The following is a 24,393-nucleotide window of genomic DNA, read 5'->3' as shown; positions in this document are numbered from 1 at the left end:
TCGGTCGGGGGAACGGGCCTGATTTCGAGACGCGACCTTCGGCCGCGCCTCAATCATCCGTTGGGGGCGGCGACGAGAGGGAATGCGAAGGAGCGCCTACCCATCCTCTCCCCCACGTGACGGACGGCCCCACCCCACCATCTCCGGATCGTCCACTCGCTCGCAGAGCGGTGGTCGGGGCGCGGTCGAGGCGAGTTTTGCGCGCCATGCTTGGCGCGCAACTGTCTGAGAAGCGACCGCGCCCCGACCACCGCGCCCCCAGCACAGCAATCCGAACAAAAGGACGCGGAAAAAGACGAGGGCCGGTCCACACGGACCGGCCCTCACCAAGACCCGAGTCAGGGTGATAACCCGAATATCACCCTGACTCGCCCCCAGATCACTCGCCCGCTTACCCTAGTCGGCGAGTGCCCGGTGGCGCTCCGCGAGGGGAGCACCGACAAGAACAATCGTGCCAACGGGACGGTTTCCGCACAGTCGGTATTTACAGGGACAGGCGGGGTACGCTTCGCCCCCCGAAGTGCAGGATTTCCGCCACTTCGTTGGCCTGATTCCGACCAGTAAGGGGTACACGCCCCCTCCTCGGGGGACATTTCGGAACCTGCCCGGCGCGCCGTTTTCCTCGAGGGACGACCGTGTGTCAGTGCCCGTGAGCAGGCGCCGCCGCCCGGATGCGCGGCCTCCGCAGGAGGCCCGCGAGCATGCGCAGGCGAGACCGGGCGGAGGTCTCCGGGAGGTAGGCGTGCAGCACCGCTCGCGCGACGATCGGCAGGGCGAGCGCGTCGGGCGTCGCGACGAGGAGCGGAAGGCGCCGGGGCTGGAACTTCGCCTTGAAGGCGAACAGCGAGCGGAAGCCGTAGGCCGGCTCGAGGCCCCGCGCGAGGGCGTCGAGCACGGCCGAAGCGGCGGTGGGGACCGAGGAGGCGAGCGGCGCTGCCGCGAGGCTCACCTCCTCGATGCCGTCCCGGCCCAACCGGGTCACGGCCGTCGCGATGAGGAACTCCATGACCCGGGGGAACCCGTCCGCTCGGCGGCGCATCACGTCGAGGGTCCAGCCGACGACCGTGCCGTTCCGGAATCGGGGCAGCCAGCTGGTGAAGCCGTGCACCACACCGTCCCCGTCGACGGCCACGAGGAGCCGCACGTCCGCGTCATCCAGCTCGTCGAGGCCGCCGAGGGTGAAGCCCATCTCGGGCAGCCCCTTCTCCGCCACCCACTGCTCGGAGATCTCGCGGATCTGCAGCGACTCCTGCCGGGAGAGGTCGCGGTACCGCGCCCACCGGGCCTCGATGCCGAGCCGCTGAGCCCCGTTCACGGACGTGCGGATGACTTGGAAGGCGCGTCCCGAGAAGGAGGCGGTCCGAGGGTCGAGCACCATCTCCTCCCCCACTCGCACGGTCGCCCAGCCGAGCGAGGCGAAGACGTCGGCGTAGTCCTCCTCGCGGAGGCTGTAGAAGGAGGGCAGCCACCCGTGCTCGTAGCAGTGGCGCGCGAAGCCGATGACGGCGTCGGAGCGTCTTTCGGGCGCGCAGATGGGGCCGCCCACCGTCAGCGCGACGCCGGAGACCAGCCGGTAGGGCACCGCGGCGCTGCCGTCCTCGGACACCCAGTGCAGGGTGTCCGGCCACGTGCCCATGTGGCCGATCGAGCTGCCGCCCTGCTGCAGGAGCAGTCGCCGCAGCTGCCCGGCGGGGCTCGTCTCGGGCACGCGAGCCGAGCCGAGGAAGAGCGGGAGCGCGCCTGCCAGCGAGGCCAGCCAGAGTGCGGGACCGATCCAGTGGAAGAGGAGCCGAGTCTGCCACGAGGTGGGCAGGAACTCCGCCACGTCGGTGAAGACGTAGCCGGGGGAACGAAGCGCTCGGGCAGGTCGGCGATGAGCGCGGCGACGCTCGCTCGCGGCGTCCAGCCGTCGGCGAGCAGCGCGCCGCCGCCGACGTAGAGCGCGCACAGCACGGCGACGGCCGCGGCAAGGAACACCAGGTAGCGGCGCACGGTGCCGCGCGGCGTGAGCACCGGGAACTCCCGGCGGAAGGCGAGCAGGAGGAGCGCCATCGCGAGCGGGAGGGCCGCCGACACGACCGCGGACATGGCGCGCGCCTCGTCGTACCCCGAGAAGCCCGGGAAGAAGCCGTTCCCGGTCAGCGGCAGCACGACGTAGAAGGCGCAGGCGAAGGCGCCGAGGGCGAGGTTGACGCACACGGCGAGCAGGAGGGCGCTGCGGCGGCCGCGGCGGAGGCCCACCGCGGCGACGAGGAGGGCGACGAGCGGCATGAGGGCGAGCACGACCGGGCCGGCGTCATCGAGGCGGGCGAGCAGGACCGCCTGGGCGCAGCCGAGGGCGGGCGATCCGCCGAAGCAGGTGTCCGCGGGCTGCGGGAACCCCTCGGCGAGCGCAGCGGCCAGGGGCGCGAGGGGTCCGATGCGGGAGTGGGTCGTGATGGCGATGAGGGGTCCCGCTGCGGTGAGGGCGACGACCGTGGCCAGCAGGCTGCGCAGCTCGCGGTGACTGCTCGGCCGCCGTCGCGGCCGGTACCGGCGGACCAGCACGCCCCCGACGACGAAGCCGGCGAGCTCGGCGACGACGCGGTACAGGTCGGCCGCGCCGCCGCCGTGCAGCACGGCGAGGACGCCCGTGGCGACGACCACCACCCGGATCCGGCGGCGCCACAGCGGGCCGGAGACGAAGCTCGCAGCGATGAGGGTGCCCGAGATCGCCGCTGTGGGATCCAGGACGAACTGGCCGAGCTCGATGCCGGGCAGGAAGCGCGGCACGGCGGCGAGCGCGAACTGGGCGGCCGTGCCCACCAGCGTGCCCGCCAGCCCTGTGGCGAGGTAGGTGATCGCCGTGGCGAGGGAGCCGAGGCGCCGCTCCGCGTAGCCGATGCTGCCGATCAGAAGCGGAAGCAGCAGAGGAAGCCAGACCGGCGATGGGGAGACCACGAGGGCGGCGGCGAGCCGCCACCACTCCCCCGCGAGCAGGGAGTGCGGGGATACGCCGAGCTGCGCGGTCCCCCAGCCCGCCAGGGTCGTCGCCGCCGTGCCGGCGAGCACCAGCACGGCGAGCAGGACGGTGACCGGAGCGGCCCGCACGGCGCGCAGGACCGCGGGACCGCGCCGCCCTGCAGGGGGTCGGGGCTCGAGTCCGGCGCCACCCGGCGGCACCGCGGGGCCCGGACGGGCGGGCTTCGCGGCGGGCGGCGCGGGCTGGGCCGGCCGGTCGACGGTGGAGGTCACGAGGGCCCGGCGGTCCCGCAGCCGGACTGGCACCCGCACCAGAAGCGGGGATCGGGCACGCCCCGAACGGGCGAGGACGAACGGACGGCGCGCACTCCGAAGGAGAACCTGCCGTGCACCAGGCTCCGCTCGAGCACAGTTTCCCCCGTCGGTCGCGCCTCGCGATCGTCGCCGCCAGGATACCGGCACGCCGGAGAGCCCCCGCCGGGTCGGATCGGCGAGCCGCGCCGGTCAGCGCGCGGGGACCGCCTCGCGCGGGATCTCGAGCCAGAGGTCGATGTCCGGGTCGTCCGGGTCCTCGCCCGCGCTCAGCCCCACCATCGTGACCGCGGTGGGCTCGCCGCCCTGCACGGTCCGGATGATGAGCTTCTCCGTGCTCGTCTCGCGCAGGGCCTCCGCGATGCGGGCATGGATGCGCGACAGGTCGCCGTCCGGCGTCTCGTCGAGGCCGCCGTCGTCGAGCAGCACGACCTCGGTGCCGGCGCGGCGGGCACGCATGATCTCGTGCCGGACGGAGTCGTCGAGCAGGCGCGGCCCGCGGATCTCGTCGCGCAGCGCCGCCTCGAGCCGGAAGCACTCGACCCGGTCCTCCTCGTCCAGATCGCCGTCCGACTCGACGATGCGCCGGAGCATCGGCAGGGAGATCCGCTTCGTCTGGAGCACGCGCAGCTGGCGCACGTACAGGTGGGCGTCCTGGGCGGCGTGCCAGTCGGCGGCTTCGCGCTCCGCCTGCGCGAAGGACACCGTCTCACGCGAGGCGCGGACGATGCCGCGCATGACGGCCGTCGCGATGAGGACCCAGAGGAGCGAGCCGACGACGCCGAGCGGGACGACGGCGACGGGCCCGGCCCACACGATGGAGTGCAGCACGAGGATGCCCCCACCCACCCAGGCCCAGCCGATGCGGTAGCGCACCGCCACGATGGTCAGGAGTGTGCCGACCGCGGCGACGTACCAGGTCGCGTACCCGTTGTTGGCGTCCGGGTCCAGCTGGCTGGTGACCAGGATCTCGATCGCGAGGCAGACGGCCAGGTCGAAGGCGGCGATCCAGTGCGGCAGCGCGGCGCCCTTCGTGGGCCACAGGGTCGCCACCGTCGCGACGATGTAGAGGGCGATCGCGGTGAGGACCGGCTCCGGCCGCTCCGGTGTCCCGAGCGAGAACAGGGCGAGGACCACGTGGTAGAAGGAGAAGGCCCCGGCGAGACCGATCATGATCCCGCGGCTCACGGCGATCATCGGAGCGCCTCCGCACCGGTCTCAGCGGCAGCGGGCCGACCGGCGCTCGATGCGGCATCCCACCGCAGCTCCACCGTGGTGCCTTGGCCGGGTGCCGAGCGGATGTCCGCGGAGCCGCCGACGCTCTCGACGCGGCCGACCACCGACACGCGCACCCCGAGCCGCTCCGCCGAGATCTCCTCGAGCTGGAAGCCGGCGCCGTCGTCGACGACCCGGACGCGAAGGGCGCCGGCGGTGACGTCGACGAAGACGGCCCGCGTGGCGTCCGCTCCTGCGTGGTTCGCGCTGTTCGTCATCGCCTGCTGGGTGGCCGCGACCACCGACTCGACGACGCCCATGGGAAGGGAGGTCGCATCCGGCGCGACCACGGAGGTGAGCGCGAAGGGCACGGGCAGCAGGCGCGCGATCTCGCCGATGCGTTCGCCCAGCTCCTTCGGCGGCACGAGGGTCGTGGCCGTGCCGAAGCCGTCCTGGGCGTCCTGGAGGTGCTGGATCGCGCGCTGCGCGTTGAGCCGGGCGAGCTGCTTGGCCTTCGGGTCCCGGGCCCGCGCCGCGGAGAGCAGCGTGCCGAGCACGTCGTCGTGCACGAGAGCGTCGACGCGGATGCGCTCGTGCTCGTGCGCGTGGGCGCGTGCGGCCTCCGCGTAGCGCTCGATCGCCTGCGACTGCGCGGCGTCGACGCCGTCCGCGGCGGAGCGGAGCAGCAGGATGACGCCGAGCACGATGGCGCCGAGCAGGGTCACGTAGGTGCCCTCGAGGATCGCGGTCTCGAGCGGGGCGCTCGCGCCCGCGGGGTCACCCGAAGGACGCCGTAGGCGATCGGCACGGCGAGCGTCAGCGCGAACGCGAGCCTGGGCCGGAACGCGATCGCCGCGGATCCCGTGCCGACCGTGCAGAGGTAGTAGATCCACGGATCGGAGCCCGCGGGGATGCCGGGAGCGCTGGCCTCGATCGGCCACAGGATGAGGGCGCCGAGGACCGCCCACGCGACGACCGCGTACGCCAGCCGCACTCCGCGGCCGAAGATGCTGTTGACGAGGGCGAGCAGCAGGCTCGCCATGACCGCCGCGTACGGCACGTAGAGCAGGAGGTTGTCGGTCGACACGATCTGCTCGATCGCCAGGGGCAGTGCCTGCACCGCCGAGACCAGGCCGACGCCCGCGGCACTGCGCGCGATGACGCGGTCGACCAGCGCGCGGTTGATGACCGCCTGACGAGCGGCGGGCGAAGGATCGAGGAAGGGGCTACCGCTCATCGGCGACGTCCGGGTCGAGTCCGGGCAGGATGCCGTCCTCGACCGCGCGCCGCAGCAGATCGACCTTCGTGGGGGCCGGACGGCCCACCTCGACGTACTTCACCCGGATCCGGTCGAGGTACTCGCGAGCCGTGGACGCGGCGATTCCGAGCTGAGCGGCCACCATCTTGAGCGGCAGGCCCGAGGCGTAGAGGTGCAGGACGTCGCGCTCCCGCCGCCCGAGCTGGGCCTTGGCGAAGTCGGAGTCGGCGTCGATCGCGCTGGCCCACTCGAGGTTGTTGAGCACCTCGCCGCGGGCGACCGTGCGGATGGCCGCCATGACGGTCTGGGTGGCCGCGGACTTCGGGATGACGCCGGCCGCGCCGGCCGCCAGGGCCTCGCGGACACTCGCCACACGGTCGGCGATGCTGTGCACGAGCACTCCGGCGCCGGTCGCCTGGATCTTCTTGACGTTCTCCGTGACGGTCGAGCCGTCACCGAGGGAGAGGTCGAGCACGACCACGTCGCACTCGCGTCCCTTGAGCGCCGCGACGAGGTCGTCGACGTTCGCCGCTTCCTCGATGAACTCGTACCCTGCGTCGAGGCACGCTGCGCGGAGGCCGAGCCGGACCGACTCGTGGTCATCCACTGCCGCCACGCGGACCAGCTGCACGGGCTCGCCGATCTCCGCAGACGCGACCCCGTCCAAAGCCGTTCCCGGTCGTTCCATCGTGTGCGCCACCGCCACCCTTTCCCCCGGGTCTCACGACCCAGCACCATCGTAGGGGCCGTCACCCCGTTCTGTACCCCGATGCGCCATCCCCAGTTCGCGGGCGGGGCCTATCGGGGGTTCTGCCTCCTGGGCAGGGGAAAAGTGTCCCCAAAAACCGTGAACGGCTCTGTCTACCCCCGGGCGTGTCGCTGGAATCGTTACCACTAGGTGCGGACGAGCGCTGCGACGGCCTCCACATGGTGGGTGTTCGGGAAGAGATCGAAGCCCTCGAGCGACGTCACCTCATAGCCGTTCCGGACCAGGGCGCCGAGGTCGCGGGCGAGCGCGACCGGGTCGCAGGCGACGTAGATCAGCTGGGCCGGGCCGAGCGCGGCGAGCGAGCGGACGACGTCCTTGCCCGCACCGGAGCGCGGCGGATCGAGCACGACCGTTCCCCGCTGGAGGCGTGCGCGCTCCGCCTTGCTCGCAGAGCCGGCCAGCCGGCTCAGATAGCGATCGACCCGAGCGGTGACGGCGGTCGCACCGACCCAGTCGGCGAGGTTCTCGTGGGCGTGCTCGGTCGCACGGGGGCTCGACTCCACCGACGTGATGCGCGTGGAAGGCCCGAAGCGGTCGCCGACCGCGGCGGCGAGCAGACCCACCCCGCCGTAGAGGTCGAGGTTCGCCGCGGCCGGATCGAAGAGCTGGCCGTCGACCGCCCGCGAGACCGCGTCACTGAGGGTCGCGGCGGCGGCGACGTGCACCTGCCAGAATCCGCCCGCGTCGAGGCGGAACTCCCGCTCCCCCACCCGCTCGGTGATCGCCTCGCCCGCGTCCTCGCCGGCGGGGAGGAGGCGCGCGCCACCGGTCGACGGGTGGATGAGCTGGACGCCCTGGGCGCCCGGAAGCCGGTGCCCGAGCGGGGCGACGGCGCGGATGCCCTCGGTCGCGAGCGGCAGGTCGGCCACCTCGACCACCCGGTGCGACCGCGCGGCGTACGGTCCGACGCGCCCGTCCTCGTCGGCGTGCAGGCGGACCCGGGTGCGCCATCCCGTCCCGTCCTCCGGGCCGGGGAGCGCGGCGACGGGCACCGGTCGGTCCACGCCGGCCATCCGGCGGAGGTTCTCCTCGAGCACCTGGCGCTTGAGCTCCCGCTGGCGGCCGGGCCGGATGTGCCCGAACTCGGCACCGCCGGCCCGCTCGCCGGGCGCCCGGTCGACGGCGGCCTCGGCCCAGACATGCTCCTGGCGGTCCGGTGAGGCGGTGAGCACCGCGATGGTGTCGGCCCTCCAGAAGCGGTCGTGCGCGTCGTCGACGACGCGCGCACGCACCCGCTCCCCCGGCAGGGTGTCCGCGACGAAGACCACCCGGCCCTCATGCCGGGTCACGAAGACACCCCCGTGGGCTACGTTGGAGACCTCCAGCTCGAGCTCGGCTCCGACGTGTTCGCCCACTCCTCGAGCATGTCACAGCCCGCCTCGCCCGGACCTGGAGCCCCCTCTGCGCCTCTATCTCGCCTCCACGTCTCCCGCCCGGCTCACGCTGCTGCGCGCGGCCGGCATCGAGCCGGTCGTGATTCCCTCCGCGGTCGACGAGCCGGCGGCGGTCGCCGCCGCCGAGAGCGAGCGAGGGTCCGCCCTCAGCGCCCCGGAGATGGTGCTCCTGCTCGCTCGCGCCAAGGCGGAGGACGTCGCGACGACCGCCTCCGACCTCGACGGCCTCGTGCTCGGCGGGGACTCGGCGTTCGAGCTGGACGGGATCATCTACGGCAAGCCGCACGAGCCGCACGTGGCTCGGGCGCGCTGGCTGCTGCAGCGGGGGCGGACGGGGCTCCTCCACTCGGGGTCGTGGCTCATCGACGCGCGGCGCGGAGGCACGGGCCGCGCCGTCGGCGAGGTCGCCACGGCGACGGTGAGCTTCGCTGCGGACATCCGCGACGACGAGATCGACGCCTACATCGCGACAGGAGAGCCGCTCGCGGTGGCAGGTGCGTTCACGATCGACAGCCTCGGCGGCCCGTTCGTGGAGCGTATCGAAGGCGATCCCTCCACGGTGGTCGGTCTGTCCCTGCCCACCCTGCGGCAGCTCCTGCACCGGCTCGACGTCGCGCTCCCCTCCCTCTGGAACCGCTGACCTAGCGGCCGAGCCCCGCGTCTCGCGCGCGGATGATCGCCTCTGCGCGGTCGGCGACGTGCAGCTTCGCGAAGATGTTCGACACGTTGTTGCGCACCGTCTTCGGTGAGAGGAACAGCGCCTGCGCGATCTGCGGGTTGCTGCGCCCCGCGGCGAGCAGGTCGAGGATCTCCTGCTCGCGGCTGGTGAGCTGCGGGAAGGGGCTCACTGCGGCGATCGCGGTGCCCGCCGTCCCGGCGAAGAAGTCAGCGACCCGGCGCGCGAGCGCCTGGCCGAAGACGGCCTCGCCTGCGGCGACGGAGCGCATCGCGCGGAGGATCTCCTCCTGTCCCGCGCCCTTCAGAAGGTAGCCGCGCGCTCCCGCGCGCATCGCCTGGAACACTGTCTCGTCGTCCTCGGACATCGTGAGCACCACGACGCCGATGTGCGGGCTCTCCCCCGTTATGCGGCGCGTCGCCTCGATTCCGTCGACACCCGGCATCTGGACGTCCATCACGATGACGTCCGGCTGCTCGGCCCTGGCGACCTCGATCGCCTCGGCGCCGTCCGCGGCGGTGCCGACCACGGTCACTCCGCCGAGCGACCCGAGCAGCGCCGCGAGCCCCTGCCGATAGATCGGGTGGTCATCGACGAGCACCACCCGGAGGTCGTCATCCGACATCGGCCATCTCCTTCTCTCGCTGTTCCTCTGCCGCGCGGGCCGGCAGCCACGCCACGACCTCGGTGCCGCCGGCCGCGCCGGGGCCGATGCTCCAGGTGCCGCCGAGCTCCTCCGCCCGCTCGCGCTGCGAGTGGAGCCCCGTGCCCGGGCGCAGGGTCTCGGGCATCCCGCTGCCGTCGTCGCTGATGCGGAGGCGCACGCCCGCTGCGGTGCCCTCCACCTCCACCTCGACACGGGACGCGCCGGAATGCCGGGCCGCGTTCGCCAGCGCCTCCGACACGATGCGGTACGCCGCGATCTCGACGGCGGCAGGGAGCGCGCCGGACAGCTCGACGGACGTGCTGACCCGGCCACTTCCGGCGTGGAATCGCTCCGCCTGGGCGCGAATGGCGCCCGCGACGCCGAGGTCGTCGAGGGCGGGCGGCCGCAGATCGTCGACGATCCGGCGCACGTCCCCGACCGCCTCCTCCGCATCGCTCGCAGCGCCGGACAGCAGCTCGGATGCTCGGCCCGGGTCGCTCTCCAGCAGATTTCCCGCCGTCTCCAGCCGGAGCCGGATGCTCGCGACGAGCGGGCCCAGCCCGTCGTGCAGGTCGCGCCGCAGCCGCAGGCGCTCCGCCTCGCGGGCCAGCACGAGCTCGCGGCGGATGCGCCGGAGCTCGTCCGTCGCCTCTGCGGCGGACGCGGCGGACGCCGCCTGACGGATCACGACGCCGAGCAGCCGCTGATCCCGTGCGCTCATCCGGGGACGCCGCCCGGGCGCCAGCGTGATGCGGCCGATGGGGACGCCGCGGTACTCGAGCGGGAGCTCGAGCGTCCTCGGCAGCGCCGACCCGTACAGGGCCGCGGCGAGCGGCACTCCCACGCGCTCGACCCGCACCTCGACGCTCGGCGAGGCGAACGCATCCGCGACGGCCTCGGCGATGGCCTCGAGCTGAGCCGGCAGGCCGCGGGCGACCTCGAGGCGAGCCGCCAGGCGGGTGACCACGCCGGCGGGGTCGACCCGGTGCCCGGCGACGATGCGCCCCGCGACCCGCAGCAGGCGGTTGCGCAGCGGCGCGAAGGCGAGCCCGACGAGCAGAACGGCGAGCAGCGCGCTGCTCTGCTCGCCGATGGCGCTGCCCACGAGGGTCACGAGCCCGGCGTCGACGAGCAGGATCGCGCCGATCAGGGTCGCATAGACGACGGTCCAGCTGAACAGCCGATCGATGGCGTAGAGCCGGTAGCGGGTGATCGCGACCACGACGGAGGCGCAGACGAGGCAGAGCGACGCCGTGAAGAGCACGCTCACGATCCACCCGTCCAGGAGCGTCTGGGTGAGGACGCCCTGAATCACGAGCACCACCGACGACCAGATGAGCCAGCGGAGCTGTCGGCGACGGGCCGGATCCGCGCCGAAGCGGCGGCTGACGAGGACCAGCAGGGCGCCGCCCGCGGCCGTGACCAGGCAGTAGGGGGCCAGTCCTCCGATCGCCTCCCAGAACGTCAGCGGCAGCGGTGTCCGGATCCAGAGAGTGTCGAGAGCCTGTTCGGCGGGGCGGGGTGCGCCGTTGTCGAAGATGCCCTGCGCGTCGGGCGGCACGAACAGCGCGTAGAGCGGCGTGAAGAGCCCGCCCGCGATGGAGATCCAGGCGACGACGCGCAGCCAGCGGCGCTCCGGAAGCCGTCCGGTGGGGAAGAGCAGGAGCAGCAGCAGGAAGGGGAGGGTGAGGACCGCACCGAAGCGGTTGAAGTACCAGGCCGCGAGTTCCAGACCCGGCAGCCGCTGGTCGACAGCGAAAGCGAGGTTCACCCAGCTGCTGGCGGCCCCATCAAGGCACCACAGCACACCGAAGCCGAGGAGCGTGACCGCGATCGAGTGCCGCGGCATCCGGCGGAACAGGAGCGCTCCCGGAATCGCGAGGGCCAGGCCCGGCAGGACGCCGGACCAGCCGGTGTCGAGGAGAAACTCCCTTCCCCCTCGCGCCACCACCACGTCCACCGCGAGTGCGAAGAGGGTGCTGAGGAGGACGACAGCCAGCGCGATCGCGGTGAGGACGCCGGCAGCTCGGCCTCGCCGCGCGGCCGGATCAGCGGACACCGGCCACCTCCTCGGTGACCGGCAGCACCGCGGTGATTCGCGTGCTGCCGTCGGCGGATGAGACGGTCCACGAGCCGCCGAGCTCCTCGGCCCGCTCGCGCTGCGCGTCGAGGTCTGCGCTGCCGGAACCGCCGTCGAGGGTCTGGGCGCCCTCGACGCCGACCTCGATCTTCAGCACGCCGCCGTCCACCCCCACGGCGACGCGAACGGCGCTGCCGCCCGAACGGCGCGCGATCGTCTCCAGGGCATCCGCGACGATGCGGTACACCGCCACCTCCACAGCGGGGGGCGTTCCCCCGGCAGCTCCCACGCGAGCTCCAGCTCGGGGATGCGGGCGGCGAACCGCGCCGCGAGCTGGTCGAGGGCCTTGCCGAGGCCGAGGTCGTCGAGCGCGGGTGGGCGGAGGTCCTGCGCAACGCGGCGGATGTCGTCGACGGCCGCCGACGCTCCGCGCACCGCGCTCTGCAGGTGGTCACGAGCCTCCTGCGTCCTCCCCGGAGCAAGGGTGTCCCGGGAGGACGATGCGTGCGCCGCGAGGGTCTCGAGCAGGGGCACGAGGTGGTCGTGCAGGTCGCCGCGGAGCCGCTGCCGCTCGTCCTCGCGAGCGAGCACGAGCCGCGTGCGAATGCGCTGGAGCTCGTCGCTGGTCTCCGCGGTCACGATGGCGGCCGCGGCGAGCCGCACGAGGTCCGTCAGCAGCACGCGGTCCCGCCGGGTGAGGCGACGGCCGGGCTCGAGGCGCAGCTCGCCGAAGACGCTGCCGCGGTACTCCAGCGGCACGACCACAGGCTCCCCCGACGCCCGCCCCTCCCGCGCGACCGTGAGCGACCCGTCCCGGCGGCGCAGGCTGACCTCGACGTAGCGCGCCGCGAAGCCCTCGGCGACGACGGCGACCAGGTCACCGAGCCGGCCGCCCTCGTCCTGGGCCTGCGCAAGGCGCGCCGCCAGCGTCGACAGCACCTCGAACGTGTCGGTGCGCCCGGTGAGGAGGCGGTGCAGCGCCTCCGTCAGCCGATCGTGCAGCGGAGCGACGCAGAGCGTCACTCCGATGGCGGCCAGGATCGCCGCGCCCCGTTCCCCGAGGCCCGGGCCCGCCACCGCGAGCAGGACCACGTCCACCACGACGACCGCGACCAGCGTGGCGAGGATCACCAGGAGCCCCGCGAACCAGCGGCTCGTCGGCAGGCGGAGGCTCCGGCCGCCGGTGGGCGCCGGGGGCCCGACGGGTCGGCTCGGAGACATGCGCTCATCGTGCCAGCCGGGATGCAGCCGCGTCACGGGACGCGTGTCCCGATCTGGTCGGGACATCCGGGGGGACCCGCTCCCCTGGAGCGAAGGACGACGCGCCCGCTGGACTCTCCTCATGACGCTCCTCGCTCCCTCCGCCGGCGCATCCTTCTCCGGCTCCCCCGCCCAGCCTGCGGCCGCGCCGCGCCGCGCCCGTCCCGCGTCCCTCCTCCTCGCCAGCACGCCCATCCACGGCCACATCACGCCGATGCTCAACATCGCGCGCCACCTCACCGCGGCGGGACACGACGTGCGCTTCCTCACCGGGGCGCGCTGGCAGGCGGCCGTCGAGCGCACCGGGGCTCGCTTCCTCCCGCTCCCCGCCGAGGCGGACTTCGACGACCGCGACCTCGACGCGGCGTTCCCCGACCGAGTGGGACGGCACGGACTCGACCGGGTGCTCGCCGAGGTCCGCTCGATCTTCCTCCGGCCGGTCCCCGCGCAGCTCCGAGCCGTTCAGGCGGCGATCGCCGCCGAGCAGACGGATGCGGTGCTCGCGGAGACGATGTTCGCCGCGATGCCGGCGCTCGCCCTGTCCCGGGGAGCCGGGGGCCCCGCGCTCATCAGCGTCGGTGTCATCCCGTTCGCGATGCCGAGCGTCGACACCGCGCCCTTCGGTCTCGGGATCGCACCGCTGCGCGGCGCCCTCGCTCCGCTGAGCCGACTCCGCAACCGCATCCTGGCCGGCGTCGCCGACAACCTGCTGCTCGCCCGCATCGAGCGCGAGGCCCGCGCCATGTTCAAGGAGCTGGTCGGCACACCCCTGCCGACCTGCGCGATGGACGGAGTGCGCCTCGTCGACGCCATCGTCCAGACTACGGTCCCCGAGTTCGAGTACCCGCGGTCCGACCTCCCCGCGAACGTGCACTTCGTCGGCCCGGTCACCCGCAGCCAGCCCACCGAGGGCCCGCTGCCGGCGTGGTGGCCCGAGCTGGCCGCCGCCAAGCGCGTCGTGCACGTCACCCAGGGCACCATCGCCAACACCGACTTCACCGAGCTGATCCGCCCGACCATCGACGGGCTCGCGAACGCGGACGGCACGCTCGTCGTCGTCACGACCGGCGGCCGCCCCGTCGCGGACCTCGGGCCGCTGCCGGAGAACGTGCGCGCGGCCGAGTTCCTCCCCTACGACCGGCTCCTCCCGCTCGTCGACGTCCTGGTGACGAACGGCGGATACGGCGGGGTGCACCTCGCCATGGAGCGGGGCATCCCCGTCGTCATCGCCGGCGTCACCGAGGACAAGCCCGAGGTGGCCGCGCGCGTCCGCTGGTCGGGCGTCGGCGTCGATCTGCGCACCGGCCGGCCGAGCTCGCGCCGCGTGGCGGCGGCGGTCCGCGAGGTGCTGTCCTCGGACTCCTACGCCGCGGCGAGCGCCAGGATCGGAGCGGCGATCGCGCGGTCGGGTGGCTCCGCCGACCTGGAGCGGATCGTCCTGGCCCAGATCGAGGCTCGCGCGGTCGCGCGCCGCGGCTGACCGGCTCGGATCCGGCCCTCCCTTGATCGGGAGACGTTCTCGCCCAGGGCCGCCCGCGGAACGGCAGAGCCAAATCCGCGGGATCCCGATCTCCCTGGTACGGACGGATCGGCCTGGGCGGCCGTCGTGTCCCCTCACTCGCTTGTAGACCCTCTCCCCGGTCTGCGGCCGTATTTTGTGCAGGGTTACCAAAGGCGCGGCTCGGGCGGTCAATAGGCTGAAGTCCATGCCACGTGCGCGCCAGATCACCAAGGTCCTCGTCGCGAACCGTGGGGAGATCGCCGTCCGCATCATCCGAGCCGCGAAGGACGCAGGCAAGGCGTCGGTCGCCGTCTACGCGGATCAGGACCGGGACGCCCTGCACGTGAAGCTCGCCGACGAGGCGTATGCGCTCGAGGGCAGCACGAGCGCCCAGACCTACCTCGTCATCGAGAAGATCCTGTCGATCGCCCGCCGCTCGGGCGCCGACGCGGTCCACCCGGGCTACGGATTCCTCGCCGAGAACGCCGACTTCGCGCGCGCGGTCGAGGACGCGGGCCTGATCTGGATCGGCCCCCCACCGCACGCGATCGAGCAGCTGGGCGACAAGGTGACCGCGCGGCATGTCGCCGAGCGCGTCGGGGCGCCGCTCGCGCCCGGCACGCTCGAGCCCGTGAAGGATGCCTCCGAGGTCCTCGAGTTCGTCGATCAGCATGGACTCCCTGTCGCCATCAAGGCGGCGTACGGCGGCGGCGGTCGCGGTCTGAAGGTCGCCCGGGAGCGGGACGAGATCCCCGAGCTCTTCGACTCCGCGACGCGGGAGGCGGTGGCGGCGTTCGGCCGCGGCGAGTGCTTCGTGGAGAAGTACCTGGACGAGCCGCGCCACGTCGAGACCCAGTGCCTCGCCGACGCCGAGGGCAACGTCGTCGTCGTGTCCACCCGCGACTGCTCCCTGCAGCGGCGGCACCAGAAGCTCGTCGAGGAGGCGCCCGCGCCCTTCCTCACGGAGGAGCAGGTCGCCCAGCTCTACTCGTCCTCGAAGGCCATCCTCCGTGAGGTCGGCTATGTCGGTGCAGGGACCTGCGAGTTCCTGGTCGCGAAGGACGGCACGGTCTCCTTCCTCGAGGTCAACACCCGCCTGCAGGTCGAGCACCCGGTCACCGAGGAGGTCACCGGCATCGACCTCGTTCGCGAGCAGTTCCGCATCGCCGAGGGCGGCACGCTCGACTACGACGACCCGGCTCCCCGCGGCCACTCCATCGAGTTCCGCATCAACGGCGAGGACGCCGGCCGCGGCTTCTTCCCGGCGCCCGGTCCCGTGCACGTGTTCAAGGCACCGGGCGGCCCGGGCGTCCGCGTCGACTCCGGCGTGCAGGCCGGGGACGTCGTCTCCGGCGCCTTCGACTCCCTCCTCGCGAAGCTCATCGTCACCGGCGCCGACCGGGAGGACGCCCTGGAGCGGGCCCGCCGTGCGCTCGACGAGTTCGAGGTGGCAGGCCTGCCCACGGTGCTGCCCTTCCACCGCGCGATCGTCCGCGACCCGGCGTTCGCGCCGAAGGACGGGAGGCCGTTCACCGTCTACACGCGCTGGATCGAGACCGAGTTCTCGGGCGGCATCGAGCCGTGGACCGGGTCGCTCACCGACCCCGAGGACTCCCCCGCCGTCCTGCCCCGCCAGAACGTCGTGGTGGAGGTCGGCGGCAAGCGCCTCGAGGTGAGCCTTCCCGGCCGCCTGCTGGCCGGTCCGGCATCCGGCGCACCCCGCCCGGCGGCACCGAAGCGCCGCGGCCGCGGATCGACCGGCGTGGTGACCTCCACCGGCGGCGCGATCAAGGCGCCCATGCAGGCGACCGTCGTGAAGCTGGCCGTCGCTCAGGGCGACCGCGTGGTGAAGGGCGACCTCCTCGTCGTCCTCGAGGCCATGAAGATGGAGCAGCCCCTCACCGCGCATCGGGACGGGACCGTCTCCCGCGTGGGAGCGGCCGTCGGCGAGACCGTGTCGAGCGGCACCGTCCTCGTCGAGATCGCCGACTGACGCGGTCCGATCGACAGACAGGAAGCCCCGTCCGAACGAGGACGGGGCTTCCTGCTTCCGCTGGCCCGATCAGCGCACGTGCAGGAACTCCATGCTCCACACGATGTTCTCCTCGCCGAACGTGAGGCAGAACTGCACCCAGGCGTCGCCCTTGCCGAGCGTGCCGTAGCCCTGCTCGGTCTGGTCCACCGTGACCTTCACCACGTGGGTGCGGCCGTCGCAGACGATGTCTCCGACGTGCGTCTGGCTCCAGGTGGCGGCGACGTGCCCGAAGCCCGACTCGGGTTCGGCCAGGGCGGGGTCCGCGGTCCGGTCCGCGCTCTGCTTGACCGACGCCCACAGATGGACGGGGGTCTCCGCGGTGACGGGCCAGCTGCACGTGTAGCGAGCCTGGACGGTCGCGGTCGAGGGTCCGGTCTGCTGGACCACCCCGACGAGCTGGACGCCGGTCTCCTTCTGGGGTGCGGCGAGCGCGGAGGTCGCGACTGCGGAGGTCAGGGCCCCAGCGGCCAGGACGGCGGCGGCGAGTCGTGTGGCGATTCTCACGGTGTGTGCTCCTTCGGCGTCGACGATGACGGAGCCGGCCGGAGGGCCGGCAGAGCCGATGGTAGGAGCCTGGAACTCCGCCGCCTCGCACCCTCTCATTGAGGTTGAGAGATGCAGGCGGTCCCTGCCGCGGGTCGGGGACCCCTACTGCACGATGTGCATCGCGCGGGCGGCATCCGTGATCGCGCCGGAGAGCGACGGGTAGACGCTGAAGGCGCGGCTCACCTGATCCACCGTCAGGCGGTGCTCGACCGCCATCGCGATGGGCAGGATCAGCTCCGAGGCGCGCGGGGCCACGATGATGCCGCCGATGACGGTCCCCGAGCCGGTGCGCGCGAATAGCTTCACGAAGCCGTCCTTCACGCCCTGCATCTTCGCTCGCGGGTTGCTCGACAGGGGCAGCTTGTAGATGTCGCCCTGGGCGACGCCCTCCTCGATCTGCTTCTGCGACCAGCCGACGGTGGCGATCTCGGGCTGGGTGAAGATGTTGCTCGCGACGTTGCGGAGCTCGACGGGCGTGACGGCATCCCCCATGGCATGGAAGACCGCGGTGCGGCCCTGCATGGATGCGACGGAGGCGAGCGGCAGGGAGGTGCTGCAGTCGCCGGCGGCGTAGATCGAGGGGACGCTGGTGCGCGCGACGCGGTTGACCCGGATCTGCCCCGAGTCGGTGAGCTGGACACCCGCCTCCTCGAGGCCGATGTCCGCCGTGTTCGGCACCGCGCCGACCGCCATGAGGCAGTGCGAGCCCTCGACGGTGCGCCCGTCGGACAGGGTGGCGAGCACGCCGTCCTCGGTGCGCTCGACGCTCTGGGCGCGGCTGCGGTTGAGGACGGTCATCCCGTTGCGCCGGAAGACGTCCTCGATCACGGCCGCGGCGTCCGCATCCTCGCCCGGGAGGACCTGGTCGCGGCTGGAGATCAGGGTCACCTTCGCGCCGAGCGCGGTGTACGCGGACGCGAACTCGGCGCCCGTGACGCCGGATCCCACGACGATGAGGTGCTCCGGCAGCTCCTCCAGGTTGTAGAGCTGCGTCCAGGTGAGGATGCGCTCCCCGTCCGGCACGGCGGAGGGCAGCACGCGCGGCCGCGCACCGACGGAGACGACGATGGTGTCGAACTCGAACTCGTCGAAGTCGCGCCCGCCCTTTGCGGTCGCGGCGATGAGCTTGTTGGGCCCGTCGAGCCGGCCCTCCCCGGTGACGATGTTGACCCCTGCGCGCTTGAGGTTGGCGCGCATGTCCTCGGACTGCTGGCGCGCGAGGCCGGTGAGCCGCTTGTTGACGGCGGAGATGTTGATGGCGAGCTCGGGTCGTGCCGGCCGTCCCGATTCCCCGCGTGCGAAGAATTGGACGCCGAGGTCGACCGCCTCTCCGATCGCGGTGGCCGCCTCCGCCGTGGCGATGAGCGTCTTCGACGGCACGACGTCGGTCAGGACCGCTGATCCGCCCACGCCCGCGCGCTCGATCAGGGTGACGTCGGCGCCGAGCTGCGCACCGGCGATCGCCGCCTCGTATCCGCCCGGGCCGCCGCCGAGCACACCGATTCGCTGCTTGCGCTCGAATTCATAGGCCATTCCATCCATTCTTCCGTACGCGTGGCGCCTTCCCGGTCGCGACGGGACTCGAACCCGCATCGTTTCGGACTATCCGCATCGGTCTCCGGATGCGGATAGTCCGAAACGATGCGGTCGACCTCGGGTCGGGGTCGCGCCTTAGGCTGAGGCGCATGGCGTCCTCTGAGTCGAGGTCGAACCTCGACGACCCCACCACCAGCCCGTTCGACGTGGCGGCCCTCGCCGCCCAGCAGCTCGCGGAGGCGACCGGCGTCCCCCGCCACGACATCGCCCTCACGCTGGGCAGCGGCTGGGGCAAGGCCGCCGACCACCTCGGCGAGGAGGTCGCGAGCGTCCCCGCCGAGCAGATCGAGGGCTTCAGCGCCTCCGGCGTGGTCGGCCACTCGGGGACGCTGCGCTCGTTCCGGATGGCGGACGGCCGGCACGCCCTGGTCATCGGCGCGCGCACCCACTTCTACGAGGGCAAGGGCGTCCGGCGGGTGGTGCACAGCGTGCGCACCGCCGCGGCCGCGGGCGCCACCGTCATGGTGCTCACGAACGGCGCGGGCGGCATCAAGCGGTCCTGGACTCCGGGGACGCCCGTCCTCATCAGCGACCACATCAACCTGACGGCCGCCTCTCCGCTGGAGGGCGCCACCTTCGTGGACCTCACCGACCTCTATTCCGCCCGTCTGCGCGCGGTGGCACGGGAGGTCGAGGCGGACCTCGACGAGGGCGTCTACGTCCAGTTCCGGGGGCCGCACTACGAGACTCCCGCCGAGGTGCGCATGGCCGAGACGATCGGCGGCACCATCGTCGGCATGTCGACCGCTCTCGAGGCGATCGCCGCCCGGGAGGCGGGGATGGAGATCCTCGGCATGTCCCTCATCACGAACCTGGCGGCCGGCATCCAGAGCGAGCCGCTCAGCCACGCCGAGGTGCTCGCCGCCGGTCGTGCCGCCGAGAGCCGACTCGCCCGCCTGCTCGCCGACATCGTGGGCCGGCTGTGAGCGACGAGGAGCTGATCGCCGCAGCAGGACGCTGGATCGCGCAGGACCCGGACGAGGAGACCCGCGCCGAGCTGGAGGCGCTCGTCGACGCCGCCCGGGACGGGGACGAGAGTGCCCTCGCCGACCTGCACGACCGGTTCGACACCCGCCTGACCTTCGGCACCGCGGGCCTCCGCGGGGCGCTCGGCGGCGGCTCCAACCGCATGAACCGCGTCGTCGTGGCGCAGACGACCGCGGGGCTCGCACGGTTCCTCCTCGCCCGCGAGGCGACGCCTTCCGTCGTGATCGGCTACGACGGCCGGAAGAACTCCGACGTCTTCGCCCGGGATGTCGCGGAGATCCTCACCGGGGCGGGGGTGCGCGCCGTGCTCCTGCCGCGGCTGCTCCCCACGCCCGTGCTCGCGTTCGCCGTCCGCCACCTCGACGTGTCGGCCGGCGTCATGGTCACGGCCTCGCACAACCCCGCGCAGGACAACGGCTACAAGCTCTACCTCGGCGGCGACAGCGCCGGCTCCCAGATCGTGCCGCCCGCCGACCGGGAGGTGCTGGGCGCCATCGAGGATATCCTCGCCGAGGGCCCCGCGGACGCGCTGCCCCGTTCGGCGAATTACGCGACGGCGGACGAGAGCGTCGTCGACGCCTACGTCGAGGCGACCGCCGCCCGCCGCGCACCGGCCGCCGAGCTCACGTGGGTGTACACGCCGATGCACGGCGTCGGCTGGGACACCGCGGCGCGCGTCTTCGAGCGAGCCGGCATCCCGGCGCCGCACACCGTCGATGCGCAGCTGCAGCCTGACGGGACCTTCCCCACGGTCGCGTTCCCGAACCCGGAGGAGGCCGGCGCGCTCGACCTGGCACTCTCCACGGCTGACCAGGCGGGCGCGGACGTCGTGGTCGCCAACGACCCCGACGCCGACCGCCTCGCCGCGGCCGTGCGCCGCCCCGACGGGAACTGGCGCACGCTGAGCGGCAACGACCTGGGGCTCCTGCTCGGCTGGGCGGCCGCGGAGCGCGCGCAGCGGGACGGTTTCTCCGGGACCCTCGCCGCCTCGCTCGTCTCGACCCCGGGCCTCCAGCGGATCGCGGAGCACTACGGTCTCGGCTACGCGGAGACGCTGACCGGATTCAAGTGGATCTCCCGCGTTCCCGGCCTGCTGTTCGGCTTCGAGGAGGCCCTCGGCTTCCTGGTCGATCCGGAGAAGGTGCGCGACAAGGACGGGATCTCGGCGGCCGTCGCGCTCCTCGACCAGCTGCTCAGCCTCAGCGCGCGAGGCAGCACGCTCGACGAGCACCAGCGCGAGTTCGACGCCACCTTCGGCTGCTTCACCTCCGCGCAGATCTCCCTGCGCGTCACCCGGCTCGAGGAGATCGGCGCGGCCATGGCGAAGCTGCGGAGCGCGCCGCCCCAGGAGATCGGCGGCATCGCCGTGGAACGACTGGACGACCTCGCTCATGGCGGGGCTCTGCCGCCGAGCGACGTCCTGCGCTTCCAGCTCGCCGAGGGCGCGCGGCTCATCGCCCGGCCCAGCGGCACCGAGCCGAAGCTGAAGCTCTACCTCGACGTGGCGGCGCGCACCGGCTCCGTGGAGGAGCGCCGCGCGAGGGCGGCGGACGTGCTCGCCCGGCTCACGGCGGGCGCCCGCGACCTCATCAGCTGACCTGCGGGATCCACCGCGCCTCACCCCCGCTGACTCGCTGATTGAGGAGCACGCGCAGCGTGCGTCTCGAAATCAGCAGCGGTACGGGAAGCAGCAGCCCTCACGAGCGTTCCGAGCCCTGCGGGCAGCTCCTCACCCAGCGGTACGGGGGCGGCAGCGGCGGATCGGCACCTCAGCCGAGCGCGCGCTCCAGCTTCTCGGTCAGCTCCTCCTGGTCGAGGATGTTGTCGACCACGATGACGTCCGCGAAGGTGCGGCCGATCGCCGGCACATGCTCCGCCGTGGTGAGGATGACCTGCGCGTCGTCGGCGTCCGCGTGCAGGCTCGACACGTCCGTGGCCTCCACGTCGGCCTCGATCCCGAGGCGCTGAAGAGCGCGCTCGGCGCTCACCTTCAGGATGGCCGACGTCCCGATGCCCGCTCCGCAGATGGCGACGATCTTCACGCCGCGATCCTGCCAGCCTCGACGGTGATGCGGCTGGCAGTCACACGCCGGCCTCGTCGAACCCGGCACTGATCCGGTCCGCGAGCTCCTCCCGGTCCTCCACGGACTGGAACGTGGCCGCGGCGGCGTTGAGCTGGAACACCTCGAAGTCCGCGAGGTCGTAGCCGAACGTGTCGGCGAGCAGCGAGAGCTCCTTGGTGAGCGAGGTGTCGCTCATGAGGCGGTTGTCGGTGTTCACGGTGACCCGGAAGCCGAGCTGGTAGAGCAGGTCGAACGGGTGGTCGGCGAGGTCGTCGCCCCACTCCTCGATCGCGCCGGTCTGCAGGTTCGACGACGGCGAGAGCTCGAGCGCGATCTCCCGGTCCTTCACCCAGTGGGCGAGGCGGCCGAGGCTCACCCACGTGTTCGCGTCGTCCTCGCCCTCGATGGAGATGTCGAGGGCCAGGCGGACGCCGTGCCCGAGGCGCAGAGCACGGCCGTCCAGGAGGGCGCTGCTGATGCTGTCGAGGTCTCCGGCCTCACCCGCGTGCACCGTGACGGGGAACCAGTTCTCGGCGAGCAGGTCGAAGGCCTCCCCCATGCGGCTCGGCAGGAACCCGGCCTCGGGACCGGCGATGTCGAAGCCGACGACGCCGTTGCCGCGGTGCCGGAGCGCGAGCTCGGCGATCTCGACCCCGCGGTCGTTCTGCCGCAGCGCCGTCACCAGCTGTCCGATGCGCAGCTCGCGTCCGCTCGTCCGCATCGCGTCCTCGATGCCCTGATCGATCCCGGCCTGAACGGCCTCGACCACCTCGTCGAGCGTCAGCCCGCGCTCGAGGTGCTGCTCGGGCGCCCAGCGGATCTCGCCGTAGATCACGCCGTCGGCGTCGAGATCCTGCACGAACTCCCGGGCCACGCGGGCGAGCGCCGGCGCGGTCTGCATGACGCCCGTGGTGAGCGCGAACGTCTCGAGGTACTGGGGAAGGGAGCCGGAGTCGGCCTGGGTGGAGAACCACTCGCCCAGGGCGTCTGCGGTCTGCTCCGGCAGCGCGAGGCCGTGCTCGTCCGCGAGCTCGAGGATGGTCTGCGGCCGCAGCCCGCCGTCCAGGTGGTCGTGCAGGCTCACTTTCGGGAGCGACGCGATGTCCACTCGGCCGCCGTCCAACAGATACTCGCCCGCTCCGCTCATCGCCCCAATCTAGCCGGGGGTCGGTCGCGCGTCAGGGGGCGGACCGCCCGAGAGCGGTTCCGATCTCCTCCGCCGCGCGCTCGACCGCGGAGCGCACCGCGTCGATGCCCACGCCGCTGTACGACGTGGACACGTAGGGCACCGTGAGGGCCGCGACCGCGGCGCCGTCGGGTCCCAGCACCGGCACCACGACATCGGTCACACCGGCGTGCAGGCTGTCGCTGCGCTCGCCCCGGCCGGAGCGCCGGATCTCGTCCAGCTCCTGGCCGGACGCGTCGCTCGTGAAGGCTCGGAGGACCGCGCCCGTCACCGTGTCGACGAGCGGGAATGCGGCGCCGACGCGCACCGAGAAGCCGAACGGGCTGGGGCTCTCCGCCTGGGCGAGGACGCGGACCACGTCGCCCTCGCGGACGCCGAGGTTGCAGGACTGGCCGATCTCCTCGGCCAGGCGCCGCATGGGTCCCGCCGCTGCCGCGAGGAGCCCGCGGCGGGGCGCCTGCCGGTGCGCCAGGTCGAAGAGGCGCTCGGACAGCACGTAGCCGCCCTCCTCCGTCCGCACCGCGTAGCCGCGCCGCTCCAGCGTGAGCAGCACCCGGAACAGCTGGCCCACGCTGCGCCCCTGTGCCGCCGCGATCCCACTCTGGGTCAGCGGCCCCGCGCTGCCGGCGAGAAGCTCGAGCACGTCGAGTCCCTTCTCGAGGGCCGGCGCCGAATAGCTGGCTGCGGCAGGAGCAGCGCCGTGGCCGGCGCCGGGCGCCCCGCCCGTCATGCGCCCGTCCGCATCACCTCGACCATGCGCCGCGCGATCGCCCGGTTGATGTCGTCCGGGATCGGCTGAGCGCCGGCCACGAGGGTGTCCGCGGCGGTCGCGACCCGCTCGAGCGACCTGGCCTGGAGGAGGAAGCCGAGGTCCATCGACGCGATCGAGTTGCCCTTGGGCGAGCGGCCGGCGAGGTTGAACATGCGTCCGTCCGCGATGAGGACGATCTCCCGGCCGTCCGGCATCCGGAAGAGCTCGAGCGCCTCGTCGAGCGGCTCGCGCGCGGCCGCCTGCTCGGCGAGCGCGGCGGTGTCGATCTCGTCCGGGAAGTGCCCGATGTTGGCGAGGACAGCGCCGGAGGGCAGCAGGGGCAGCAGGTGCCCGGGAAGCACGTTGGAGTGCCCGGTCGCCGTGATGACCGCCTGCGCGTTCGGGAGGAGGTTCTCCAGGTCGTCCACAAGGAAGCCGTCGAGGGCCGCCTCGAACGCCTTGATCTCGTCGACCTCGGCCACGGCCACCTGCCCGCCGAGCGCCTTGAGGTAGCGGGCGACGCCGCGCCCGCACCAGCCGTAGCCGATGACGACGAATCGGCGGCCCGGGACCATCAGGTTGGTGATCCGCTGGAAGCTCTCCACGGCGGACTGGCCGACCGCGTGCAGGTTCTCGCCGATCGCCTTGAGCGGGCTGTCGTTGATGACGAGCACGGGGAACGGCACCGCGCCCGCGAGCTCGTCCCGCAGGCGGAATGCGCCGGAGGTGGTCTCCTCGGTGCCTCCGCGCACCTCGCCCGCCACCCCGCGGCGGACGACGCCGGCGGCGAGGTCGGCCCCGTTGTCGAGCAGGATCTGGGGGCGGGCATCCAGCACGGCCTCGACGTTGGCATGGTGCTGCTCGAGGGTGTCGTCTCGGCGGCCGAACACGGTCATGCCCTGCTCCCGGAGGGCCGCGACGGTGTCGTCCTGTGTCGAGCCGTGGTTGCCGGTGCTGACGACCTCCGCCCCGCCGGCCGCGAGCGTCTCGAGGAGGACCGCGGTCTTCGGCTCCAGGTGGAGGGACATCCCGATGCGGATGCCCTCGAAGGGCCGCTCGGCGGCGAAGCGGGCACGCGTCTCCGCGAGAAGGGGCATCCGCGAGCGGATCCAGGTGATGCGGGCGGCGCCGGTCGCGGCGAGGTCGGAAGAGCTCAT

The 24,393-nt window shown here is 72.9% G+C and carries 22 protein-coding genes; 5 read left to right on the top strand and 17 right to left on the bottom strand.

Annotation, left to right across the window (positions count from 1 at the left end; genetic code table 11):
- Positions 1-640: 640 nt before the first annotated feature.
- The 7 genes from QUE51_RS08615 to QUE51_RS08585 all read right to left on the bottom strand — a co-directional run bounded on the left by QUE51_RS08615 (position 641) and on the right by QUE51_RS08585 (position 7,870).
- The gene (locus QUE51_RS08615; RefSeq protein ID WP_286279101.1) at positions 641-1,636 is read right to left on the bottom strand and encodes a bifunctional lysylphosphatidylglycerol flippase/synthetase MprF; all 996 of its coding nucleotides are present in this window, start codon (positions 1,634-1,636) and stop codon (positions 641-643) included.
- Complete coding sequence (locus QUE51_RS08610) at positions 1,549-3,273, bottom strand: hypothetical protein (RefSeq protein WP_286279099.1); 1,725 nt, start codon at positions 3,271-3,273, stop codon at positions 1,549-1,551. Before QUE51_RS08610 ends, QUE51_RS08615 begins: the two co-directional genes overlap by 88 nt.
- A 192-nt stretch (positions 3,274-3,465) precedes the next feature.
- On the bottom strand, positions 3,466-4,470 hold the full coding sequence (locus QUE51_RS08605) for a DUF8320 family protein (RefSeq protein WP_286279097.1): 1,005 nt from the start codon (positions 4,468-4,470) through the stop codon (positions 3,466-3,468).
- On the bottom strand, positions 4,467-5,213 hold the full coding sequence (locus QUE51_RS08600; RefSeq protein ID WP_286279095.1) for an ATP-binding protein: 747 nt from the start codon (positions 5,211-5,213) through the stop codon (positions 4,467-4,469). Before QUE51_RS08600 ends, QUE51_RS08605 begins: the two co-directional genes overlap by 4 nt.
- Positions 5,210-5,725 carry a hypothetical protein gene (locus QUE51_RS08595; protein WP_286279094.1) on the bottom strand — a complete coding sequence of 172 codons (516 nt, stop codon included), beginning with the start codon at positions 5,723-5,725 and terminating at the stop codon, positions 5,210-5,212. Before QUE51_RS08595 ends, QUE51_RS08600 begins: the two co-directional genes overlap by 4 nt.
- A complete protein-coding gene (locus QUE51_RS08590; protein ID WP_286279324.1) occupies positions 5,715-6,371 on the bottom strand; it encodes a response regulator transcription factor in 657 nt (218 codons plus the stop codon). The genes QUE51_RS08595 and QUE51_RS08590 overlap by 11 nt, the downstream gene beginning before the upstream one ends.
- Positions 6,372-6,640: 269 nt before the next feature.
- Positions 6,641-7,870, bottom strand: a complete 1,230-nt coding sequence (locus QUE51_RS08585; RefSeq protein ID WP_286279093.1) for a class I SAM-dependent RNA methyltransferase — start codon at positions 7,868-7,870, stop codon at positions 6,641-6,643.
- A 46-nt stretch (positions 7,871-7,916) separates the two neighbouring features.
- Between QUE51_RS08585 and QUE51_RS08580 the strand changes: the two genes are divergently transcribed.
- Positions 7,917-8,549, top strand: a complete 633-nt coding sequence (locus QUE51_RS08580) for a Maf family protein (RefSeq protein ID WP_286279322.1) — start codon at positions 7,917-7,919, stop codon at positions 8,547-8,549.
- 1 nt (position 8,550) lies between these two features.
- On the opposite strand, the gene QUE51_RS08575 is transcribed toward QUE51_RS08580, so the two are convergent.
- From QUE51_RS08575 to QUE51_RS08560, 4 genes are read right to left on the bottom strand one after another with little or no spacing between them, the layout of a single operon-like run.
- The gene (locus QUE51_RS08575; protein ID WP_286279092.1) at positions 8,551-9,210 is read right to left on the bottom strand and encodes a response regulator transcription factor; all 660 of its coding nucleotides are present in this window, start codon (positions 9,208-9,210) and stop codon (positions 8,551-8,553) included.
- Positions 9,200-11,290, bottom strand: a complete 2,091-nt coding sequence (locus QUE51_RS08570; RefSeq protein WP_286279091.1) for a sensor histidine kinase — start codon at positions 11,288-11,290, stop codon at positions 9,200-9,202. Before QUE51_RS08570 ends, QUE51_RS08575 begins: the two co-directional genes overlap by 11 nt.
- Positions 11,280-11,468 carry a hypothetical protein gene (locus tag QUE51_RS08565; protein WP_286279089.1) on the bottom strand — a complete coding sequence of 63 codons (189 nt, stop codon included), beginning with the start codon at positions 11,466-11,468 and terminating at the stop codon, positions 11,280-11,282. The genes QUE51_RS08570 and QUE51_RS08565 overlap by 11 nt, the downstream gene beginning before the upstream one ends.
- Positions 11,462-12,532, bottom strand: coding sequence for an ATP-binding protein (locus QUE51_RS08560; protein ID WP_286279088.1), 1,071 nt, complete (start codon positions 12,530-12,532; stop codon positions 11,462-11,464). Before QUE51_RS08560 ends, QUE51_RS08565 begins: the two co-directional genes overlap by 7 nt.
- Positions 12,533-12,653: 121 nt before the next feature.
- Between QUE51_RS08560 and QUE51_RS08555 the strand changes: the two genes are divergently transcribed.
- On the top strand, positions 12,654-14,051 hold the full coding sequence (locus QUE51_RS08555; protein WP_286279087.1) for a glycosyltransferase: 1,398 nt from the start codon (positions 12,654-12,656) through the stop codon (positions 14,049-14,051).
- A 226-nt stretch (positions 14,052-14,277) separates the two neighbouring features.
- A complete protein-coding gene (locus QUE51_RS08550) occupies positions 14,278-16,065 on the top strand; it encodes an acetyl/propionyl/methylcrotonyl-CoA carboxylase subunit alpha (RefSeq protein WP_286279085.1) in 1,788 nt (595 codons plus the stop codon).
- A gap of 69 nt (positions 16,066-16,134) precedes the next feature.
- Here the strand turns inward: QUE51_RS08550 and QUE51_RS08545 are convergent, their stop codons facing one another.
- Positions 16,135-16,611, bottom strand: a complete 477-nt coding sequence (locus tag QUE51_RS08545) for a hypothetical protein (RefSeq protein WP_286279084.1) — start codon at positions 16,609-16,611, stop codon at positions 16,135-16,137.
- Between the two features lie 144 nt (positions 16,612-16,755).
- Positions 16,756-18,186 (bottom strand): NAD(P)H-quinone dehydrogenase, encoded by a 1,431-nt coding sequence (locus tag QUE51_RS08540; RefSeq protein ID WP_286279083.1) that lies wholly within the window; start codon positions 18,184-18,186, stop codon positions 16,756-16,758.
- Between the two features lie 152 nt (positions 18,187-18,338).
- Between QUE51_RS08540 and QUE51_RS08535 the strand changes: the two genes are divergently transcribed.
- Together QUE51_RS08535 and QUE51_RS08530 are read left to right on the top strand one after the other, a co-directional pair.
- Positions 18,339-19,175, top strand: a complete 837-nt coding sequence (locus QUE51_RS08535) for a purine-nucleoside phosphorylase (protein ID WP_286279081.1) — start codon at positions 18,339-18,341, stop codon at positions 19,173-19,175.
- A complete protein-coding gene (locus QUE51_RS08530; RefSeq protein ID WP_286279080.1) occupies positions 19,172-20,833 on the top strand; it encodes a phospho-sugar mutase in 1,662 nt (553 codons plus the stop codon). The genes QUE51_RS08535 and QUE51_RS08530 overlap by 4 nt, the downstream gene beginning before the upstream one ends.
- 172 nt (positions 20,834-21,005) lie before the next feature.
- Here QUE51_RS08530 and QUE51_RS08525 read toward each other — a convergent pair whose 3' ends face one another.
- The 4 genes from QUE51_RS08525 to QUE51_RS08510 are packed head-to-tail and all read right to left on the bottom strand — an operon-like array spanning position 21,006 to position 24,393.
- Complete coding sequence (locus QUE51_RS08525; protein WP_286279079.1) at positions 21,006-21,278, bottom strand: PTS sugar transporter subunit IIB; 273 nt, start codon at positions 21,276-21,278, stop codon at positions 21,006-21,008.
- Between the two features lie 40 nt (positions 21,279-21,318).
- On the bottom strand, positions 21,319-22,446 hold the full coding sequence (locus QUE51_RS08520; RefSeq protein ID WP_286279078.1) for an adenosine deaminase: 1,128 nt from the start codon (positions 22,444-22,446) through the stop codon (positions 21,319-21,321).
- 31 nt (positions 22,447-22,477) lie between these two features.
- Positions 22,478-23,215, bottom strand: coding sequence for an IclR family transcriptional regulator (locus tag QUE51_RS08515; protein WP_286279077.1), 738 nt, complete (start codon positions 23,213-23,215; stop codon positions 22,478-22,480).
- Positions 23,212-24,393, bottom strand: a complete 1,182-nt coding sequence (locus QUE51_RS08510; RefSeq protein WP_286279075.1) for an adenosylhomocysteinase — start codon at positions 24,391-24,393, stop codon at positions 23,212-23,214. Before QUE51_RS08510 ends, QUE51_RS08515 begins: the two co-directional genes overlap by 4 nt.

Source organism: Naasia aerilata (assembly GCF_030296595.1).
Classification (GTDB): domain Bacteria; phylum Actinomycetota; class Actinomycetes; order Actinomycetales; family Microbacteriaceae; genus Naasia; species Naasia aerilata.
This window is presented reverse-complemented; position numbering and strand designations above follow the sequence as displayed.

Excerpts from the sequence above, each read along its gene's own strand:
- QUE51_RS08615 (WP_286279101.1), bottom strand. The coding sequence starts at position 1,636 with ATGGGCACGTGGCCGGACACCCTGCACTGGGTGTCCGAGGACGGCAGC.
- QUE51_RS08605 (WP_286279097.1), bottom strand. The coding sequence starts at position 4,470 with ATGATCGCCGTGAGCCGCGGGATCATGATCGGTCTCGCCGGGGCCTTC.
- QUE51_RS08595 (WP_286279094.1), bottom strand. The coding sequence starts at position 5,725 with ATGAGCGGTAGCCCCTTCCTCGATCCTTCGCCCGCCGCTCGTCAGGCG.
- QUE51_RS08575 (WP_286279092.1), bottom strand. The coding sequence starts at position 9,210 with ATGTCGGATGACGACCTCCGGGTGGTGCTCGTCGATGACCACCCGATC.
- QUE51_RS08560 (WP_286279088.1), bottom strand. The coding sequence starts at position 12,532 with ATGTCTCCGAGCCGACCCGTCGGGCCCCCGGCGCCCACCGGCGGCCGG.
- QUE51_RS08555 (WP_286279087.1), top strand. The coding sequence starts at position 12,654 with ATGACGCTCCTCGCTCCCTCCGCCGGCGCATCCTTCTCCGGCTCCCCC.
- QUE51_RS08550 (WP_286279085.1), top strand. The coding sequence starts at position 14,278 with ATGCCACGTGCGCGCCAGATCACCAAGGTCCTCGTCGCGAACCGTGGG.
- QUE51_RS08540 (WP_286279083.1), bottom strand. The coding sequence starts at position 18,186 with ATGGCCTATGAATTCGAGCGCAAGCAGCGAATCGGTGTGCTCGGCGGC.
- QUE51_RS08535 (WP_286279081.1), top strand. The coding sequence starts at position 18,339 with ATGGCGTCCTCTGAGTCGAGGTCGAACCTCGACGACCCCACCACCAGC.
- QUE51_RS08520 (WP_286279078.1), bottom strand. The coding sequence starts at position 22,446 with ATGAGCGGAGCGGGCGAGTATCTGTTGGACGGCGGCCGAGTGGACATC.
- QUE51_RS08515 (WP_286279077.1), bottom strand. The coding sequence starts at position 23,215 with ATGACGGGCGGGGCGCCCGGCGCCGGCCACGGCGCTGCTCCTGCCGCA.
- QUE51_RS08510 (WP_286279075.1), bottom strand. The coding sequence starts at position 24,393 with ATGAGCTCTTCCGACCTCGCCGCGACCGGCGCCGCCCGCATCACCTGG.